Source organism: Winogradskyella sp., assembly GCF_028282165.1.
GTDB lineage: Bacteria > Bacteroidota > Bacteroidia > Flavobacteriales > Flavobacteriaceae > Winogradskyella.
This window is the reverse complement of sequence record NZ_JANQIM010000033.1, coordinates 165,356-183,042: the sequence shown is the minus strand read 5'-3', so window position 1 is coordinate 183,042 and position 17,687 is coordinate 165,356. Positions and strand designations below refer to the sequence as shown.

Here is a 17,687-nt window from a genome sequence, read left to right as displayed (position 1 = left end):
TCACTATTTACTGTCTACTATTTACTGAATTGCTTTAACTACTGCTTTCGGCGCTTCTTTTCGTGTACCATCAAAACCATCTACACCAGATACTGTGGTATACTTTAGAACATAGCGCTTTCCTGGATGAATAATTTTATAGGCTGCCTGACACATTAAGGTAGCTTCGTGAAAACCGCAAAGAATAAGTTTTAGTTTTCCAGGATAGGTATTGACATCGCCTATGGCAAAAATTCCAGGAATATTAGTTTGATAGTCTAAAGCATTATTTACTTTAATTGCATTTTTTTCAATCTCCAATCCCCAATTGGCTATTGGTCCAAGCTTAGGCGACAAGCCGAATAACGGAATAAAATGATCCGTTTCTATAAGATAAGGGGCTTCATCTTTTTTGGTCACTTCTATACTTTCCACTTTACCATTGCCATTAATAGCTGTAATCTCAGCAGGAGTTACCAAATTAATTTTTCCCGCATTTTTAAGTTCTTGTACTTTTTCTACAGAATCCAAATGCCCTCTAAACTCGTTACGCCTATGTACTAATGTAACATTAGATGCAACATCAGCTAAAAAGATGGTCCAGTCTAATGCTGAATCACCACCTCCGGCAATAACCACTCTTTTATCGCGATACATTTCGGGTTCCTTAATCATGTACTCCACACCTTTTTCCTCGTAATCAACTATATTATCAATTAAGGGTTTTCGCGGCTCAAAACTTCCTAACCCACCGGCAATAGCTACAACAGGTGCTTGGTGTTTTGTTCCTTTATTTGTGGTGACAATGAATGTACCATCTTCCTGCTTTTCGATGGTCTCTGCACGTTCCCCTAAGGTAAAACCTGGTTCAAACTGTTTGCACTGCTCAAGTAGTTTGTCAGTTAAATCGCCAGCTAAAATTTCTGGATATGCAGGAATGTCGTATATAGGTTTCTTAGGGTAAATCTCTGAACACTGTCCGCCAGGCTGTGGTAATGCATCTATTAAATGGCATTTTAGTTTTAAAAGTCCAGCTTCAAAAACAGTAAAAAGCCCAGTGGGCCCTGCACCTATAATAAGTATGTCGGTAGTAATCATGAATTAAGAATTGGAAACAAAACTATTAATGTAATTTAAGGTAGAATGTGACAAAAGTCACAATAACTATTCTACATTAATAACACGCTCTATCTGAGGTGCGTACTTCTTAATTGTCATCTCTACTCCAGATTTTAAGGTCATCTGATTAACACTACAAGATGTACAAGCTCCAACAAGCTGTACCTTAACTAATTTATCATCATCAATTGATAGTAAATTGATATCGCCTCCATCACTTTGCAAAAATGGGCGAATTTCGTCTAGTGCTTTTTCTACGTTTAATTTAAGTTCTTCTGGACTCATTTACTTTTTATTTACGGCAGAGCAACCTGCCATTGTTGTAATTTTTATTGCTTCGGTAGCTGGTAAATTCTCATTTCTGTACACTACTTGTTGAACAACATTTCGGGTCAGTTCTTCAAAAGCGTTTTCAATTGGTGTCGCAGTTTGCAACGCTGCTGGCCTCCCTAAATCTCCTGCTTCCCTGACGCTTTGTACCAACGGTACTTCTCCAAGAAATGGCACCTCTAGATCTTCTGCCAAATGTTTAGCGCCTTCTTTTCCGAAAATGTAATATTTGTTCTCTGGAAACTCTGCTGGTGTAAAGTACGCCATATTCTCAATAATACCTAATACAGGTACATTGATGCTATCTTGCTGAAACATCGCTACTCCTTTTTTAGCATCTGCCAAAGCTACATTTTGCGGTGTACTTACAACAACAGCTCCTGTTATCGGTAAAGCTTGCATAATACTCAAATGAATATCGCCTGTTCCAGGTGGTAAATCAAGCAAAAGGAAATCTAACTCTCCCCAAGCGGCGTCGAAAATCATTTGATTTAGGGCTTTAGAAGCCATTGGCCCTCTCCAGATCACAGCTTGGTCTGGTTTTGTAAAAAATCCAATGGACAACACTTTAACACCATAATTCTCAATAGGCTTCATCTTAGATTTGCCTCCAATATTTACGGATAAAGGTCGTTCATTGGCAACATCGAACATAATGGGAATAGACGGTCCGTAAATATCTGCGTCTAATACACCTACTTTAAATCCCATTTTGGCTAAAGTCACCGCCAAATTAGCAGTTACAGTAGATTTTCCCACACCACCTTTTCCAGAAGCTACGGCAATAATGTTTTGAATTCCAGGAATTGGTTTTCCTTTTATTTCATTTTTTGGTTTAGCCACTGGTGCATCAACCTTTATGTTCACTTTAATCTTAGCCTTTTCATAAACATCTCTATGAATGGTCTGTAAGATTTCTACTTCTGTCTTTTTACGTGCCTGTAAACTTGGATTCTTAATGGTAATATCGACGATTACCTCATCTGCAAAGGTCACGACATTGGTCACCGCTCCACTATCGACCATATTCTCTCCTTCACCAGGAACTGTAATGGTTTTAAGCGCATTTAATATATCTTGTTTGTTTAACTTCATAGCTATTTATTAGATAATGGCGTGGGCTTAAAAAACGAATAGATTTCGACTTCGCTCAATGACCACGCTCAATCTGACATAAAATCTTATCTAGATTTATTCTAAACGCAAAGATACTGCAAAACCTTTAGATTTTGAAGGGCTTAAATTGAATTGAATAATAGGTGGATTTGCTTTTGTAATAGTCAGGGCTTTTATTGTAATTCTGTCGAAGGATCCCAAAAGACAGCTTTAAAATTCTGAATTTGATTATCAATAACTTCAATACCCTCATTTTCGAGAAGTTGTTGCATCAAATTTGTCCCATCAAAATGATGTTTACCTGTTAATAACCCTTTTCTGTTCACAACACGATGCGCAGGTACATCTTTTCCTCCAGAATTATTCATAGCGTAACCCACGATTCGAGCACTCTTTGTAGCTCCCAAATATTTAGCAATAGCGCCATAACTTGTAACCCGTCCATATGGAATGCGTCTTGCCACCTCATAGACTTTTTCAAAAAAACCTAAAGTCTCTGGTTTCATTTGTTAATCTCTATTAATGCTTTTGTTAAATGTAACATCTATGAATACTTATAAACTCGAATCAACACATATATAAGATGTTTCATCAGAGTTCTCTTAAAATATTAATAAAAGTTACTAATGCTACAACACCAGTAATAATACCTATGCTATAATTCATGCTTTTCTGAGAAGTAAAGCTCTTGTCCTTAATTTTATCAAAAAAGAAAATATAAAAATACAACATTACAAATGTACCCATCGCTGCACCTGTAACGTAGGTTATAATACTAATCCGTTCAAAATCCATCCAACCAAATGATGCTAAGGTAATGGTCATATAAGCCTGATAAGGGATAGGAAACACATTAAGTGATGATAAAAACATACCGTGGAAAAAGCGACTTTGTTTACTTTTTATATCGGTTTCGACCTTGGCTTCTTTCTGGTTTCTGGCAATCACCAAAAAATAAACAGTTATGAGTACAAAAATGACAAAAGCCACACGCTGCAGAATTTCCACAATATCTGGTCTATTGGATAAATATCTAGAGAAAATAGCCGCTACATACGTCTGCACAAAAACGATCAGGCACACACCTGACGAGAACGTTATACCTCTTCCTGGGCCTTCTTTTAAACTTATCTTGGCTGCCGTCATGTTTAGCAGTCCTGGTGGGATAACACCAATTAGCGAGACAAAAAGTCCGAGGAAAAAGACGACTGTAATACTCAAGTTTTAGTTGATTTTGAATCTAATATACGTAATTGCTTTGTCATTCTCTAAATACTGGTTCTCATAAAATGTCTGAATCTCCGTGACTTCTTCTGGGCTTCCTTCTAACTTATATATATCATGATTGGCATATAGTACATCATGTCCTAAACCATGAAGTAACCCAAGGGTATAACCATGCATAAATTCACTATCAGTTTTCAGATGCACCAACCCGTTTGGTTTTAGAACTTTTTTATACCGATCTAAAAATTGAAGGTTAGTAAGTCGATGTTTGGTTCTTTTGTATTTTATTTGTGGATCCGGAAAAGTTATCCAGATTTCATCAACCTCATTTTCCTCAAAAACATATTCAATGAGTTCAATTTGAGTTCTTACAAACATTACATTAGACATCTGATTATCTGTGGCTGTTTTTGCACCACGCCAAAAACGTGCGCCTTTTATATCTATTCCAATAAAGTTTTTATCTGGATAGCGTTTTGCCAAACCAACAGTATATTCGCCCTTGCCACAACCTAACTCCAATATTATAGGATTTTCATTTCTGAAAACAGTTTTTCTCCATTTACCTTTTAATGCATAATTACCATCCATCAATTCTCCTCTTGATGGTTGAAACACATTTACAAAGGTTTCGTTTTCCTTAAATCGCTTCAGTTTATTTTTACTCCCCACTTATGTTAATATTTCTGCACATAATTAATGATTTGGTAAAATTAAGGAAACATTTTAGGTTTATTTTTGCAGGCATTATTTTTTATCTAAAATTTATAGATGTCTGATTTAGGTGATGAAAAGAAGAAAATCTTAGTAGCTCCATTAAATTGGGGTTTGGGCCATGCAACCAGATGTATCCCAATTATTAACGCCTTAATAGAAAATGGTTTTGAACCTATTATAGCAAGTGATGGTGTAGCTTTAGAGTTATTAAAAAAAGAATTTCCTAATCTTAGGTCTATAAACCTTCCATCATACAATGTTACGTATTCAAAAAAAGCTAGTAGTTTTAAACTTAAGCTGATTAAAGATTCGCCTCACTTATTAAAAACCATAAAAAAAGAAAAGAAAGCTATTGAAGCTTTTATAAAAACTGAAGACATCTCAGGTATTATTTCAGATAACCGTTTTGGCATAAGACACAAATCGGTTCCTTCAGTATTTATAACTCACCAGTTAAGGGTATTGAGCGGAAGTACAACTTGGTTGAGCAGCAAACTGCATCAAAAAATAATCATGAAGTTTGATGAATGTTGGGTTCCCGATAATGTCGGCACCAATAATTTAAGTGGTGACTTAGGACATCCCGAAGGATTTCAATCCTCTGTAAAGTATTTAGGACCATTAAGCCGATTCAATAAGTTAGACCTCCCAACTAAATATAATCTTTTAGTGGTGCTATCTGGTCCCGAACCTCAACGGACATTTTTAGAGGAAAAATTGCTTGAAGAATTAGAATCGTACCAAGGTACAGTTTGTTTTGTAAAAGGTAGGATTAAGGAAGATCAAAATAAATCGCAGGGAGGCAAAATCACTACCTACAATTACATGACCAGTAGTGAGCTCGAAATTGCCATAAATGAAAGTGAACTTATATTAGGCCGATCAGGTTATACATCTATTATGGATTATGCAAAGCTCGAAAAAAAGGCTTTTTTCATTCCAACCCCTGGGCAGTTTGAACAAGAATATTTAGCAGAAAAGCTAGACAAAGAAGGAGTGGCGCCCAGCTGTAAACAAAAGGACTTTAAAATAGAAATGTTATCGAGAGCAAATAATTATAAAGGTTTTACGGCAATGGAATACGATATAAACTTCAAAAGACTATTCCGTCTTTTCTAGTGTAAAGGAAAATTCACTCCCTACTCCTAATTCGCTCTCAACATACATTTTTTCATCATGAGCTTCAATGATGTGTTTTACTATGGATAATCCTAATCCAGAACCTCCTTCTTTCCGAGAACCACTTTTATCAACTCTATAAAAACGTTCAAACAAGCGTGTTAAATTCTCCTCCTTAATTCCTTCACCGTTATCTGTCACTCTAATTATTGCTTTATTTTTTATAAGGTTTTCTACACTAACCTCTGTAGTTCCTTTTTTTCTGCCATATTTAATAGAGTTCACGATTAAGTTGGTCAGTACCTGCTGTATCCGTTCTTTATCAGCATAAACCATAATGGGTTCTAGATAATCCATATCAAAAGTAAGTGTTATCTGTTTCTTTGCAGCTTTCATTTCAAAAAGTTCAAAAACATTTTCAACCAGCTTAACAATATCAAAACTTTCTTTGTCAAGCCTAAGATCACCGACTTCGAGCTTGGTAATCATATCTAAATCTTTTATGATATATGTTAGACGCTCTACACCTTTGCTGGCTCTATTTAAGTATTTTTTTCTGATTTTCTCATCGTCTATTCCACCATCAAGCAAGGTGTCAATGTAGCCTTGCACAGTAAAAAGCGGTGTTTTTAATTCATGAGATACATTTCCTAAAAACTCCTTTCGGTACTCTTCCCTAATCTTTAATGTCTCTATTTCAATTTTTCTATCCCTGGCATATTTATCAATCTCCTTGGTAAGTGTACCCATATCTGTTGTAATAGGTTGTCGCCTTAAACTTGCGGATTCCAATAGAGTTAAATCATCGTATATTTTCTTTACACGTCTATAGATAAAACGTTCTACTCTATATTGAATAATAACAAAACATAATGGGAAGCATATCAATGGAAAGAGTATCACTTGCCAATTGAATGTATGATAGTAGTACAAAAAAACACTCACAAGGAGTGTTGCAAAAATTGTGACATATAAGGATGTTCTTATAGCGAACCTATATGTTTTCTTTAGACTCTTTTTCTGCATTAGTCAACAAACTTGTAACCAACACCTTTCACAGTTTTAAAGGATTTATCACCTATCTTTTCGCGAAGTTTTCTGATATGTACGTCAATGGTTCTACCCCCTACAACTACTTCATTACCCCAGACTTTGTCTAATATCTCTTCTCTCTTAAAAACTTTACCAGGCTTTGTTGCAAGCAAAGATAATAATTCAAACTCTTTTCTAGGTAATATAATCTCTTCTCCTTTTTTAGTTATTTTGTATTCTTCTCTATTAATTATTAAATCTCCTATTTTAATCGATTCGTTAGTACTCTCAGTTTCTTTGAGTCTTCTAAGTAGTGCTTTAACCTTACTTACAAGAACCTTTGGCTTAATGGGTTTGGTAATATAATCATCGGCTCCAGCCTCAAAACCTGCTACTTGAGAATAATCCTCTCCTCTGGCTGTTAAAAAGGTAACGATCGTGTTATTAAGTTTAGAGTCTTGACGTATGCGCTCACAAGCTTCAATACCATCCATCTCTGGCATCATTACATCAAGAATTATTAAATGTGGTTTGTGTTTTTTTGCTTTCTCAATGGCCTCTAAACCATTTTCGCCGGTTATAACCTGATATCCCTCTGAAGATAAATTATAACCTACAATTTCTAAGATATCTGGCTCATCATCAACCAATAGTATCTTAATATCCTTTTTTTTCACTGTTAAGATAATTTTAAGCTTGCGTAAAGATAAAATATATCTTTTTATGTAGACATTTAATCAAAATTGATAACAATTCTCTAACATTGCAGATAAAGCAATAATTCCCTAAAGTTAGGGGCAACTGATATGTTAACTTATTGTAAAGAAGAGTTTTATTAGTATTAGCACTAATCGATACTAACTATTTGTTAGTATATTTATACCCTAATTTTAAAATCAATTATGAAAAAAATTTACTTCTTATTACTTACATTTTTAATGTTTTCTTTGTCTTATGGACAAGTAATCAATGAATTCGAACCAAACCCTGATGGTGGAGACCCTACTATGGTTTCCTTTGAAATAAAAGGAACACCAAGCGCCAGTTTTGACTTATGGATTCTTTCTATTGAAAGTGACAACACTACAGCAGAAGTGGATAGAGCTTCTAATGTCACTGGATCTTTCGATGCAAATGGCCTAGCGGAAGTTATGATTCCTGATTTAGAAAATCCTGCCTTTACCGTTGTATTATGTGATAATTTTACCGGATCTATAGGTGATGATTTGGATAGCAATGACGATGGCATACTTGAAACTACATCTTTAGGGAATGTACTTGATGCTATTGGAATACCTGATCAAGAGACAGGTGACACACTTTATGGAGTTCAATTGGGCGGTGCAGATTTTTCCTATACTGGTGGCGAACCAAAACTCGTGTTCAGAGATGGGGCTACTGATGATTGGTTTGCAGTAAACGCAGACAATACTGTTTACCAATTGGATGCTACACAAGTCCAAGTTGTAGATTTTGACTTGGATCCTACGGCTACAACCTTTGCAGCCGTAAATCCTGTTTACACAGCACCTAGCGGTCCAAATATAACTGCTTCTGGTACTTTAGCCGCTTTTAGTTATGATTTAGGAAATGGCCCATCTGCAGAAGACTCTTTTACTGCATCAGCTACTGATTTAGGTGGAGATCTTACTATTACTGCTCCTGCTGAATTTGAGTTGTCGCTAACTTCAGGTTCTGGCTTTACAAATCCTTTGGCTATAAGTCCAGACCCTTCTGGAGCTGTGAGTTCTACTACTATATATGTTAGATTATCAGCAGGATTGACTATAGGGAACTATTCTGGCGATATTACATTATCATCAGCAGGTGCTACTGATAGAACTGTAGCTGTTACTGGTGATGTAACCGCAGTAACTAACCAATGCTTTGATTTAAGTACTGGCATTGAACTATTTGAACTTGTTACCGTGACAACTAATTCTCAAATGGATGTTTGGACACTAGACATGGGTACCTATTCTATGAATGGTTTTTGTGGTAGTGGATGTGAAGAAAATGTCGATACTTGGTTAATCTTTGGTCCATTAGATATGACCGCAGTGTCTAACTTGGCATTAGAATTCGATGCCGCTGAAAATTTTGGCAATACCGATCTTCTTGTGCAATACACAAGTGCTTACAGTGGATGTCCAGACGGCACAACCTGGACCCTAGCAGGCACAGTTACTGAAGCTGATGAAGGTGCCGTTAGTGTAGATTTATCTGCTGCTATGGGTACCGATGTATTTATCGGCATTCAATATTTAGATGACGGTGTAGATGGTTATTCAGATTGGGATTTATCTAATATGGAGTTAGTGTCTACAGGCACTTGTCCTACTTTAGGAATAAGACCTGTATCTGCATGTGCTGGTTGCGGCTTAGGCTTACAAACTGAAAACTACGTATGTTTAGCAAACACCACTGGCACTGATGCTGTTACTATTGAAATTCCTTACACAGGAATGGACAATACTATAACATCAGTTTCTACCACATCTGGTGGAACCATAGGTGGTGACGACCCAATAATGACTGCGGACGGCACTATAACTATTAGTGGTCTATCGGAAGGCGACGCATGGGACTTAACGCTTAATGGTGGTGACTGTGATGGAACTACAGTCTCTGGCACTGTCCCATCTGGTTTCTGTGACCCATCCTTACCATTACCTCTTTACGAAGGGTTCGATTATACCGTTGGGCAAAATTTGAGTGATCAGGTTAACTGGGAAGGTTTCAATTCAGGAGATGATATTACTATTGGAGGACCAGGTGGCCTTACTTATCCAGGTTTAGCAGGTAATTCTCAGACTGGTAATCACGTCGCATTTGATGGAGGCGGTGCTGAATCTAAAATTGAGTTCGACGAGGTAGATACTGGCTCGGTCTATGCCTCTTTCTTAGTAAATGTAACCGATTTGTCTGCAATCAATGACACTGATGATGGTGGGTACATTGCAGCTTTAGCGGCATCTGATTCGGGTTACGACGTTAGAGTATGGGTACGACCAGAGGTAATCACTAGGGGTGGAGCATCTTATGAAGTTTCAATTACAAGTCTTACTTCTAGCACTAATGGAGCACCATTTATAGGAAGCTATAGCGCTGGTGATACAGTTCTTATTGTGTTAAGCTACGAGCCTGGCACTGGTAATATTAAAGGTTGGGTAAATCCAGGTACCTTAGGTGGTGCTGAACCAACTCCTGATTTCTCAGAGACCGATGCTAATCCGGTTTCTGAAATAGATCGCTTTGTACTAAGACAAGATTCTCCTGGTGAGACACCATTCGTTTTATTTGATGAACTTAGAATAGGTAGCACTTATGCCGAAGTTACTCCTCAGGTGTTATCTGATAGAAACAATTTTAATTTAGATAAACTTTCTATTTTCCCTAACCCTGCTAATGCCGGATATGTAACCATCGCTTCACCTAGTAGTGACGCAATGAACGTTGAGGTATTTGACTTACTTGGCAAACAAATAAAGCGTGAAAGTTTAACTAACAACACATTAGATGTTTCTGGTTTAAGTACAGGTCTTTATATCCTAAGAATTACTCAAAACAATGCTTCAACAACTAGAAAGTTAGTAATTAAGTAAACATTGTTTTATAACATATTTAAAGCGCAACTAAAATTTAGTTGCGCTTTTTTATTTTCTATACTTTTACCAAATGATTTCCAAGGATGCCATTTTTCATATTAAATCCGATGCCGAATTTGAAGCTTTGTCACTGGACATTTTTAGATTTCAGTTTGAAAACAATCCTGTATATCGTTCGTTCTGTGACTTATTGTACAAACATCCTGCTGATGTGAAATCCATCGCTGATATTCCATTCTTACCCATCCAATTTTTTAAGAGCCATCAAATTTTAAGTGAAAATAAGCCTATTGAAAAATTGTTTACCAGTTCGGGGACAACAGGAAGCAAAACAAGTAAGCATCTCATAACGGATATCCAACTTTATGAAAAAAGTTATTTAAATGGTTTCCGTCATTTTTATGGTAACATAGAAGATTATGTGGTTTTGGCATTGCTACCCTCTTATTTAGAACGTGAAGGTTCTTCGCTCATTTACATGGTGAATGATTTAATACTCAAATCTAAGCATTCAGAAAGTGGTTTTTATCTTAAAAATCTTGACGATTTAGCGAAAACCATTCAACGACTTGAAGCTAAAAAACAAAAAACACTGTTGATCGGTGTTTCCTTCGCATTATTGGATTTGACCGAACAGTATCAATTTAATTTAAATCATACTGTAGTTATGGAAACTGGCGGTATGAAAGGTAGACGGAAGGAAATCATTAGACAAGAACTTCATAACATCCTTAAATCTAGTTTTGGTGTAACTAAAATTCATAGTGAATATGGTATGACTGAACTTTTGAGTCAAGCGTATTCTAAAGGTGACGGTATTTTTGAATGCCCTCCATGGATGAAAATTATTACTAGAGATCCTGAAGATCCGCTATCATTACAACAACCTAATAAAACAGGGGGCATCAATGTCATTGACCTGGCTAACATAAATTCGTGTGCATTTATTGCTACTCAAGATTTAGGAAGAATTTACCAAAATGGTCAATTTGAGGTGATTGGCAGATTCGATCATTCAGACATACGCGGTTGTAATTTAATGGCGCTGTAAGTCCTTGTAAATTCTTCGACTTAGATTAGAAACAACTTTTATGAAATCTATTTTTCTAATCTGGCTAATTGCTACCACATCTATTTTTTCTCAAACCCAAGATTATAACACCAAAGGAGATTTTATAGCCAAAGGTTACGATGTTGTTGCCTACTTTAACAACGAAGCCAAGGAAGGTTTAAAACAATTTTCTACCACCTATGATGGTGTAAAATTTAAGTTCAGTTCTCAAGAAAATTTAAATACGTTTTTAGACAATCCGACTAAGTATGTTCCTCAATATGGAGGCTATTGCGCTTATGCCATAGCCTTGAGTTCCAAGAAAGTTGACATTAACCCCAAAACTTTTGAAATCAGGGATGGCAAACTTTATCTATTTTATAATTCTTGGGGAAATAACACTTTAAAAAAATGGCTGAAAAAAGATGTGAAAGGTTTGCAGAAACAAGCCGACAAAAATTGGGAGGCTATAAAGTTTGGTTAATTCTATGAAAAAGAAGAATTAATTTTAGCCTTATGATTGATTGGTTAGATGTGCCCAAAAGAGATTTTGGGCACTTTTTTTATACCACCTTAATGATATAAGTATTCTTTCTACCTTTATTCAAAATGATATACCTATCGTTTATTAAATCTTCGGTCGATAATTTGTAGTCTTCTTTTACCTTCTCTTTATTTACGGAAATAGAATTTTCTTTTAAAGCGCGGCGTGCTTCACCGTTAGATTTTAAAAAACTAGTCTTAGCCGCTAGCGCACCAATCATATCGAGACCTTCGTCAAACTCTGATTGTGGAATATGCGCTTGAGGAACCCCTTCAAAAACATCTAAAAATGTAGCCTCATCTAAAGTTTGTATATCTTCCTTGAATGACTTACTAAATAAAATATTTGAGGCTTTTTTCGCATTTTCAAAATCTTCTTTAGAATGCACCATTGTGGTAATCTCTTTAGCCAATTGTTTTTGAAGCGCTCTTAAATGTGGTGCTTCGTCATGCTGGGAGATGATTTCATTGATTTCAACCTCATCCAAAAACGTAAAAATCTTAATATACTTTTCTGCATCTTCATCACTTGAGTTTAACCAGTACTGATAAAACTTGTAAGGCGATGTTCTTTTAGCATCCAACCAAACATTACCTCCTTCTGACTTTCCAAATTTTGAACCATCACTTTTTGTGATTAAAGGACAGGTAATCGCAAAACCTTTTCCATTTCCTATACGTCTTATCAATTCTGTGCCAGTAGTAATATTTCCCCACTGGTCACTTCCGCCCATTTGAATAGTACAATCATTTGCTCTATATAAATGTAAAAAGTCATAGCCTTGTACCAACTGATAGGTGAACTCCGTAAAACTCATACCCTCATTAGACGATTCCCCAGAAATTCTATTCTTTACAGAATCTTTGGCCATCATATAATTTACTGTTATATGCTTCCCAACATCCCTTATGAATCCTAAAAATGAGAATTCTTTCATCCAATCGTAGTTATTCACCAAAACAGCAGCGTTAGGTCCATTGCTTTCAAAATCCAAGAAATGGGATAATTGTTTTTTTATAGCTTCTTGATTATGGCGCAACGTATTTTCATCCAAAAGATTCCTTTCGTTCGATTTACCTGATGGATCACCAATCATACCAGTAGCACCACCAACTAGTGCCACAGGTTTATGACCACAACGTTGATAATGGGCGAGTAACATTATAGGTACTAAGTTACCTATATGTAAAGAATCTGCCGTTGGATCAAAACCAACATAAGCACTCCGCATTGCTTCAGATAAATGTTCCTCAACTCCTGGCATACTTTGATGTAGCATTCCTCGCCATTGTAATTCTTCGACAAAATTCTTGTTCATTATAATATGTGTGATTAGATGTCAGCAAAGATATGTTTCCACTTTAAAAGACAAAAGACAATTTTAACGTAATTTTACTTCGGCTACGCCTATCTGCCTATCCTCCGTACGAGACTTCGTGAGGCGAGCAGACAAGGGCAGGCACAGTAACCGCGTTTTTATTTAATGAGGATTAAAATATGATATTAGTTACAGGGGGAACAGGATTAGTAGGTGCTCATTTGCTTTTTAAGCTAGCGAACAATGGCGAAAATATCCGTGCGACTTACAGAAGAGAAAAGACCTTAAAACGTGTTGCACATGTTTTTTCGTATTTTTCTGATGATGCTGAATCTTTATTTAAATCTATAGAATGGGTGGAAGCAGATATTAATGATATTCCAAAACTGCAAAACGCCTTTAAAGGGGTTACTTACGTTTATCATTGTGCTGCATTTGTTTCTTTTGAACCGAACGAATATTATCAATTGCGCAAAATAAATATCGAAGGCACAGCCAATATTGTTAATTTGTGCATTAGCAACGCAATAAAAAAATTGTGCTACGTAAGTTCAATTGCCGCCCTTGGACATCATGAAAATCCCGAGAAGCTCATTAACGAACAAACAGCTTGGAACCGTGAAGAAGACAACAGCGTATACGCCATTACAAAATATGGGGCTGAGCTCGAAGTTTGGCGAGGCACACAAGAAAAGGTCGATGCTATTGTCGTTAATCCAGGGATAATTCTCGGTGCTGGTTATTGGAAAGGTGGAAGTAGTGGCAACTTGTTTAGGCAAATCCATAACGGAATGCGTTATTATGTAAATGGTATTGTAGGCTATGTAGATGTCTTTGATGTTGTCAATGCTATGATTGAACTCATGGAAAAAGACATCAAAAATGAGAACTTTATTTTGGTATCTGAAAATCTCAGTTTCAAGGATTTTCAATATAAGGTAGCGAAAGCATTAAATGTGGCACCTCCAAAAAAGGAAGCTAAGCCGTGGCTACTCAATGTAGCATGGCGGTTAGACTGGTTAAAACATAAATTATTCGGAACGCGACGCAGTCTTTCAAAACAGACAGCAAAATCAGCTATAAGTATTGCCAAATATGATAATTCAAAACTTAAAAAAACTCTTGGTTTTGAGTTCAAACCTATTGACCAATCTATTAACGAGGTTTGCCAATTATATCTTAAGGATTTAAAAGGCGATCATTAATTATCATCCTGTATTTTCATTGTTTTTTGAATCGAGTCTCTACTTTGGCGCCTAGCTCTACCAAGGGAATCGCGCCTTTTCTTTGCGGCCTCACCTTCTTTTTTTTGCAAGTCTTCAAAATATTCCTTGTCGTCTTGAAGTCTTGTCTTAACATTATCGACCATTTTTCTATACTCCTCAGAATCGAATGCATAATAGCTATTGCTCTCTGCAAATTGCAAACTATCTATACCATACTTAGTTAATATATAAGTCTCTGGTATGACATTATTTTTTTCTAGTACTTTTTTGTTTGTCCCCTTTGCTGCATTAACGATGTAAAGATCATAAAGAATGTTTTCCATTTTATCCCTAGGAATGAGATTGCTAGGTTTTTTTGGCTTGCTTTCATTATCACAAGCAAAAAAAAGTAAAAGCAATCCCAACAAAATAAAACTGATGTTCCTCATTACCTATTAAAAGTTAAACGTCGTGCTGCTTTAACGTCTAATACCTTAAAATTGTTATAGGCTAGCTGACCATTAATAAATGTGTGTGTTATTCTACTTCTAAAGGTACTCCCTTCAAAAGGAGACCAACCACATTTATATAAAATATTACTTTTGTTTACTGTCCACGGGTTATTTAAATCTACTACAACCAGATCAGCAAAATAGCCTTCTTTTATATATCCTCTTTTTTCTACATCAAATAGTATTGCTGGGTTATGACAGGCTTTTTCAACAATTTTTTCTATTGAAATTTTTCCCTGGTGATGCATTTCTAACAGTGCTACCAATGCATGTTGCACTAACGGTCCGCCAGAAGGAGCGCTTGTGTATGGATTACTTTTCTCTTCAATAGTATGGGGAGCATGGTCTGTTGCAATAACATCTATTCTATCATCTAACAGTGCTTCAAGAAGTTGTGCCCTATCTTTTGAGGTCTTTACAGCCGGATTCCATTTAATATGGCTTCCCTTTTTGGCATAATCTTCATCTGAAAACCATAAATGATGAATACATACTTCGGAAGTAATCTTCTTCTCTTCTAGAGGAATCTTATTGGTAAACAGATTGGTTTCCTTTCCTGTAGATAAGTGGAAGACGTGCAGTCTGGCACCTGTTTTTTCAGCAAGTTCAATGGCCTTTGATGAAGATAGATAGCAAGCTTCTTCACTCCTAATGATGGGATGCATTTCCATAGGAATATCATCACCATACTGGGCTTTATACTTTGCTAAATTTTCTTTAATAGTTGCTTCATCCTCACAATGTACCGAAATAACCATGTTTGTATTTGAAAATATCTTTTCAAGTACTTTAGGATCATCAACTAACATATTACCCGTAGAAGATCCTAGGAATATTTTAAGCCCAGCAACCGTTTTGGAATCTACCTTCAGAATTTCATCTAAGTTATCATTAGTGCCACCAAACATAAACGAATAATTGGCGTGTGACGATTTTGAAGCTATAGTAAACTTTTCTTCTAATTTTTCGACCGTTGTAGTTTGCGGATTGGTGTTGGGCATCTCTATAAAAGAGGTAATACCTCCTGCTAATGCAGCTTTAGATTCGGTCTCTATATCTGCCTTATGCGTTAGTCCAGGTTCTCTAAAATGTACCTGATCATCAATCATACCGGGTAACACATAGTTGCCTTCTGCGTCAATAACCGTCATATCGGCAGATTTTACGCTGATTGATGTATCTATTTCCTTTATAATATCATTCTCAATGAGAATATCGCCTTCAATAGTTTTACCTTCGTTGACGATTTTAGCATTTTTAATGAGGGTATGTCCTTTCATATCTTTATGACTTGATAAATAAGCTTTTTAATTTTAAACTGATAACACCAAAAACGGCTTCAGAAATAATACTGCCGCTCATTTTTGATTTACCTTTAATTCTATCCTTAAAAATAACAGGAATTTCTACAATTTGAAACCCTTTTTTATATGCTTTAAATTTCATTTCTATTTGAAACGCATAGCCTATAAATCTAACTTTATTTAGATCTATGGCTTCTAGTACTGCTCTTCTATAGCATATGAATCCTGCGGTAGAGTCTTTAACCTTCATTCCTGTGATAAAACGCACATATCTAGAAGCCCCATAAGACAGTAAAATTCTAGATAGTGGCCAATTAACCACTGTAATGCCTTTTACATATCTCGATCCTACCGAAACATCTGCTCCTTCTTCGGCACAAGCCCTATACAACTTAACTAAATCATCTGGATTGTGCGAAAAATCGGCATCCATTTCAAAAACATAGGTATACGATTTTTCTAATGCCCACTTAAAACCGGCGATATAAGCTCCACCTAACCCCTCTTTTTTGTTGCGCTCCAATAAAAACAACTGATCTGGGAATTTATTTTGTAAAGTCTTAACTCTTTTGGCAGTTTCATCAGGAGAATTGTCATCTACTACCAAAATATGAAATGCTTTTTCTTGTGAAAACACGGACCTAATAATGGCCTCAATATTTTCAATTTCATTATATGTAGGGATGATGACAAGTGCGTCAGACATTTATATATTTTTATAGCAAACGACTACGTTGCTGATAGAATTTCCAGCAAATGTAAAGTTTTTAATGGATTATAACCTGTTATAGGATTATTAAGATTTTAATTATGTTACCCTTTATTTTCTTTATAATTTAGCAATTATGCGGAATTTCATTACTCACGAGTGGTTTACGATATTCACGATCTTAGGGTTGATCGCCATTGCTGTGGCAAAATATCTAAACACATTGCGCTTTAGTGATTTTTTATCGGTTGTAAGCAATTCAAAATACTTGAAAATCTACAGTAAAGATCAAAAGTTCATAGATCCTTTTGATGGTTTTCTTTTTCTTAATCTGGCATTTTCGGGAAGTATATTCCTGTATTTTAGCTATTCTGTTTTTATTGTTCCATTACAGTTTGAATTGATCTTTTTTTTGAAACTTTTCTTTGCAGTTGCGGTCGTCGTTATTATCAAAACACTGTTAGAGCGGCTTATTGGTAGTCTCTTTGAGATAGATAGTATCGTAGATGGGTATCTGTTTCAAAAAATCACCTTCCTTAACTACTCGGGTTTTATCTTGTTACCAGCCAACCTATTGCTATTATATACTTCGAATTATTCAAAGATTATCATAATTGTATCTTTTTCTTTGATTTGCTTAATAAATCTCATTGGCTTTGCAACTTCATTTAAAAACTATCAAAAAATAATAAATCCCAATTATTTCTATTTTTTGTTGTATCTTTGCGCTCTCGAAATTGCACCTTATGTGCTTTTATATAAGGTAATTAGGGAGTATAACGCTTAAAACAAAGAGG

The 17,687-nt window shown here is 35.8% G+C and carries 18 protein-coding genes; 6 read left to right on the top strand and 12 right to left on the bottom strand.

Going from position 1 to position 17,687, the window contains the following annotated elements:
* Nucleotides 1–21 precede the first annotated feature (21 nt).
* The 6 genes from Q0972_RS12840 to trmB form a co-directional block, all read right to left on the bottom strand.
* On the bottom strand, nucleotides 22–1,077 hold the full coding sequence (locus tag Q0972_RS12840) for an NAD(P)/FAD-dependent oxidoreductase (RefSeq protein WP_299366152.1): 1,056 nt from the start codon (nucleotides 1,075–1,077) through the stop codon (nucleotides 22–24).
* Nucleotides 1,078–1,143: 66 nt separating this feature from the next.
* On the bottom strand, nucleotides 1,144–1,383 hold the full coding sequence (locus Q0972_RS12835) for a NifU family protein (RefSeq protein WP_299366150.1): 240 nt from the start codon (nucleotides 1,381–1,383) through the stop codon (nucleotides 1,144–1,146).
* Nucleotides 1,384–2,523: an Mrp/NBP35 family ATP-binding protein gene (locus Q0972_RS12830; RefSeq protein WP_299366148.1), complete on the bottom strand. Its 1,140-nt coding sequence runs from the start codon at nucleotides 2,521–2,523 to the stop codon at nucleotides 1,384–1,386.
* A 194-nt stretch (nucleotides 2,524–2,717) separates the two neighbouring features.
* The gene (locus tag Q0972_RS12825) at nucleotides 2,718–3,050 is read right to left on the bottom strand and encodes an MGMT family protein (protein WP_299366146.1); all 333 of its coding nucleotides are present in this window, start codon (nucleotides 3,048–3,050) and stop codon (nucleotides 2,718–2,720) included.
* An 85-nt stretch (nucleotides 3,051–3,135) separates the two neighbouring features.
* Nucleotides 3,136–3,765, bottom strand: a complete 630-nt coding sequence (locus Q0972_RS12820) for a lysine transporter LysE (RefSeq protein ID WP_299366144.1) — start codon at nucleotides 3,763–3,765, stop codon at nucleotides 3,136–3,138.
* 3 nt (nucleotides 3,766–3,768) lie between these two features.
* Complete coding sequence (trmB, locus tag Q0972_RS12815) at nucleotides 3,769–4,443, bottom strand: tRNA (guanosine(46)-N7)-methyltransferase TrmB (protein ID WP_299366143.1); 675 nt, start codon at nucleotides 4,441–4,443, stop codon at nucleotides 3,769–3,771.
* 99 nt (nucleotides 4,444–4,542) lie between these two features.
* Between trmB and Q0972_RS12810 the strand changes: the two genes are divergently transcribed.
* The gene (locus Q0972_RS12810; RefSeq protein WP_299366141.1) at nucleotides 4,543–5,607 is read left to right on the top strand and encodes a glycosyltransferase; all 1,065 of its coding nucleotides are present in this window, start codon (nucleotides 4,543–4,545) and stop codon (nucleotides 5,605–5,607) included.
* On the opposite strand, the gene Q0972_RS12805 is transcribed toward Q0972_RS12810, so the two are convergent.
* Together Q0972_RS12805 and Q0972_RS12800 are read right to left on the bottom strand one after the other, a co-directional pair.
* Nucleotides 5,590–6,633: an ATP-binding protein gene (locus Q0972_RS12805; RefSeq protein ID WP_299366139.1), complete on the bottom strand. Its 1,044-nt coding sequence runs from the start codon at nucleotides 6,631–6,633 to the stop codon at nucleotides 5,590–5,592. The two genes, Q0972_RS12810 and Q0972_RS12805, sit on opposite strands and share 18 nt — an antisense overlap.
* Nucleotides 6,633–7,316: a response regulator transcription factor gene (locus Q0972_RS12800; RefSeq protein WP_299366137.1), complete on the bottom strand. Its 684-nt coding sequence runs from the start codon at nucleotides 7,314–7,316 to the stop codon at nucleotides 6,633–6,635. The genes Q0972_RS12805 and Q0972_RS12800 overlap by 1 nt, the downstream gene beginning before the upstream one ends.
* 225 nt (nucleotides 7,317–7,541) lie before the next feature.
* Between Q0972_RS12800 and Q0972_RS12795 the strand changes: the two genes are divergently transcribed.
* The 3 genes from Q0972_RS12795 to Q0972_RS12785 all read left to right on the top strand — a co-directional run bounded on the left by Q0972_RS12795 (nucleotide 7,542) and on the right by Q0972_RS12785 (nucleotide 11,782).
* Nucleotides 7,542–10,244, top strand: coding sequence for a T9SS type A sorting domain-containing protein (locus tag Q0972_RS12795; protein ID WP_299366136.1), 2,703 nt, complete (start codon nucleotides 7,542–7,544; stop codon nucleotides 10,242–10,244).
* 73 nt (nucleotides 10,245–10,317) lie between these two features.
* Nucleotides 10,318–11,298: an acyl transferase gene (locus Q0972_RS12790; RefSeq protein ID WP_299366134.1), complete on the top strand. Its 981-nt coding sequence runs from the start codon at nucleotides 10,318–10,320 to the stop codon at nucleotides 11,296–11,298.
* A gap of 40 nt (nucleotides 11,299–11,338) precedes the next feature.
* Nucleotides 11,339–11,782 (top strand): YHS domain-containing (seleno)protein, encoded by a 444-nt coding sequence (locus tag Q0972_RS12785; protein ID WP_299366132.1) that lies wholly within the window; start codon nucleotides 11,339–11,341, stop codon nucleotides 11,780–11,782.
* 79 nt (nucleotides 11,783–11,861) lie between these two features.
* Here the strand turns inward: Q0972_RS12785 and tyrS are convergent, their stop codons facing one another.
* Nucleotides 11,862–13,160 carry a tyrosine--tRNA ligase gene (gene tyrS / locus Q0972_RS12780; protein WP_299366130.1) on the bottom strand — a complete coding sequence of 433 codons (1,299 nt, stop codon included), beginning with the start codon at nucleotides 13,158–13,160 and terminating at the stop codon, nucleotides 11,862–11,864.
* 179 nt (nucleotides 13,161–13,339) lie between these two features.
* On the opposite strand from tyrS, the gene Q0972_RS12775 reads away from it, so the two are divergent.
* The gene (locus Q0972_RS12775) at nucleotides 13,340–14,365 is read left to right on the top strand and encodes an NAD-dependent epimerase/dehydratase family protein (RefSeq protein ID WP_299366128.1); all 1,026 of its coding nucleotides are present in this window, start codon (nucleotides 13,340–13,342) and stop codon (nucleotides 14,363–14,365) included.
* On the opposite strand, the gene Q0972_RS12770 is transcribed toward Q0972_RS12775, so the two are convergent.
* Genes Q0972_RS12770 through Q0972_RS12760 form a run of 3 tightly spaced genes read right to left on the bottom strand, consistent with a single transcriptional unit; the run spans nucleotide 14,362 to nucleotide 16,887 of the window.
* Complete coding sequence (locus Q0972_RS12770; protein ID WP_299366126.1) at nucleotides 14,362–14,814, bottom strand: DUF4296 domain-containing protein; 453 nt, start codon at nucleotides 14,812–14,814, stop codon at nucleotides 14,362–14,364. The genes Q0972_RS12775 and Q0972_RS12770 overlap by 4 nt on opposite strands.
* Nucleotides 14,814–16,157 carry a dihydroorotase gene (locus tag Q0972_RS12765; RefSeq protein WP_299366124.1) on the bottom strand — a complete coding sequence of 448 codons (1,344 nt, stop codon included), beginning with the start codon at nucleotides 16,155–16,157 and terminating at the stop codon, nucleotides 14,814–14,816. Before Q0972_RS12765 ends, Q0972_RS12770 begins: the two co-directional genes overlap by 1 nt.
* Before the next feature lie 4 nt (nucleotides 16,158–16,161).
* Complete coding sequence (locus tag Q0972_RS12760) at nucleotides 16,162–16,887, bottom strand: polyprenol monophosphomannose synthase (protein ID WP_299366122.1); 726 nt, start codon at nucleotides 16,885–16,887, stop codon at nucleotides 16,162–16,164.
* Nucleotides 16,888–17,026: 139 nt separating this feature from the next.
* On the opposite strand from Q0972_RS12760, the gene Q0972_RS12755 reads away from it, so the two are divergent.
* Nucleotides 17,027–17,677 carry a DUF4271 domain-containing protein gene (locus Q0972_RS12755; RefSeq protein ID WP_299366120.1) on the top strand — a complete coding sequence of 217 codons (651 nt, stop codon included), beginning with the start codon at nucleotides 17,027–17,029 and terminating at the stop codon, nucleotides 17,675–17,677.
* Nucleotides 17,678–17,687: the final 10 nt, after the last annotated feature.

Coding starts and splice junctions, on each gene's coding strand:
- tyrS (WP_299366130.1), bottom strand. CDS start 13,160: ATGAACAAGAATTTTGTCGAAGAATTACAATGGCGAGGAATGCTACAT.
- Q0972_RS12835 (WP_299366150.1), bottom strand. CDS start 1,383: ATGAGTCCAGAAGAACTTAAATTAAACGTAGAAAAAGCACTAGACGAA.
- Q0972_RS12830 (WP_299366148.1), bottom strand. CDS start 2,523: ATGAAGTTAAACAAACAAGATATATTAAATGCGCTTAAAACCATTACA.
- Q0972_RS12810 (WP_299366141.1), top strand. CDS start 4,543: ATGTCTGATTTAGGTGATGAAAAGAAGAAAATCTTAGTAGCTCCATTA.
- Q0972_RS12760 (WP_299366122.1), bottom strand. CDS start 16,887: ATGTCTGACGCACTTGTCATCATCCCTACATATAATGAAATTGAAAAT.
- Q0972_RS12775 (WP_299366128.1), top strand. CDS start 13,340: ATGATATTAGTTACAGGGGGAACAGGATTAGTAGGTGCTCATTTGCTT.
- Q0972_RS12785 (WP_299366132.1), top strand. CDS start 11,339: ATGAAATCTATTTTTCTAATCTGGCTAATTGCTACCACATCTATTTTT.
- Q0972_RS12795 (WP_299366136.1), top strand. CDS start 7,542: ATGAAAAAAATTTACTTCTTATTACTTACATTTTTAATGTTTTCTTTG.
- Q0972_RS12825 (WP_299366146.1), bottom strand. CDS start 3,050: ATGAAACCAGAGACTTTAGGTTTTTTTGAAAAAGTCTATGAGGTGGCA.
- Q0972_RS12805 (WP_299366139.1), bottom strand. CDS start 6,633: ATGCAGAAAAAGAGTCTAAAGAAAACATATAGGTTCGCTATAAGAACA.
- Q0972_RS12765 (WP_299366124.1), bottom strand. CDS start 16,157: ATGAAAGGACATACCCTCATTAAAAATGCTAAAATCGTCAACGAAGGT.
- Q0972_RS12790 (WP_299366134.1), top strand. CDS start 10,318: ATGATTTCCAAGGATGCCATTTTTCATATTAAATCCGATGCCGAATTT.
- Q0972_RS12770 (WP_299366126.1), bottom strand. CDS start 14,814: ATGAGGAACATCAGTTTTATTTTGTTGGGATTGCTTTTACTTTTTTTT.
- Q0972_RS12840 (WP_299366152.1), bottom strand. CDS start 1,077: ATGATTACTACCGACATACTTATTATAGGTGCAGGGCCCACTGGGCTT.
- Q0972_RS12755 (WP_299366120.1), top strand. CDS start 17,027: ATGCGGAATTTCATTACTCACGAGTGGTTTACGATATTCACGATCTTA.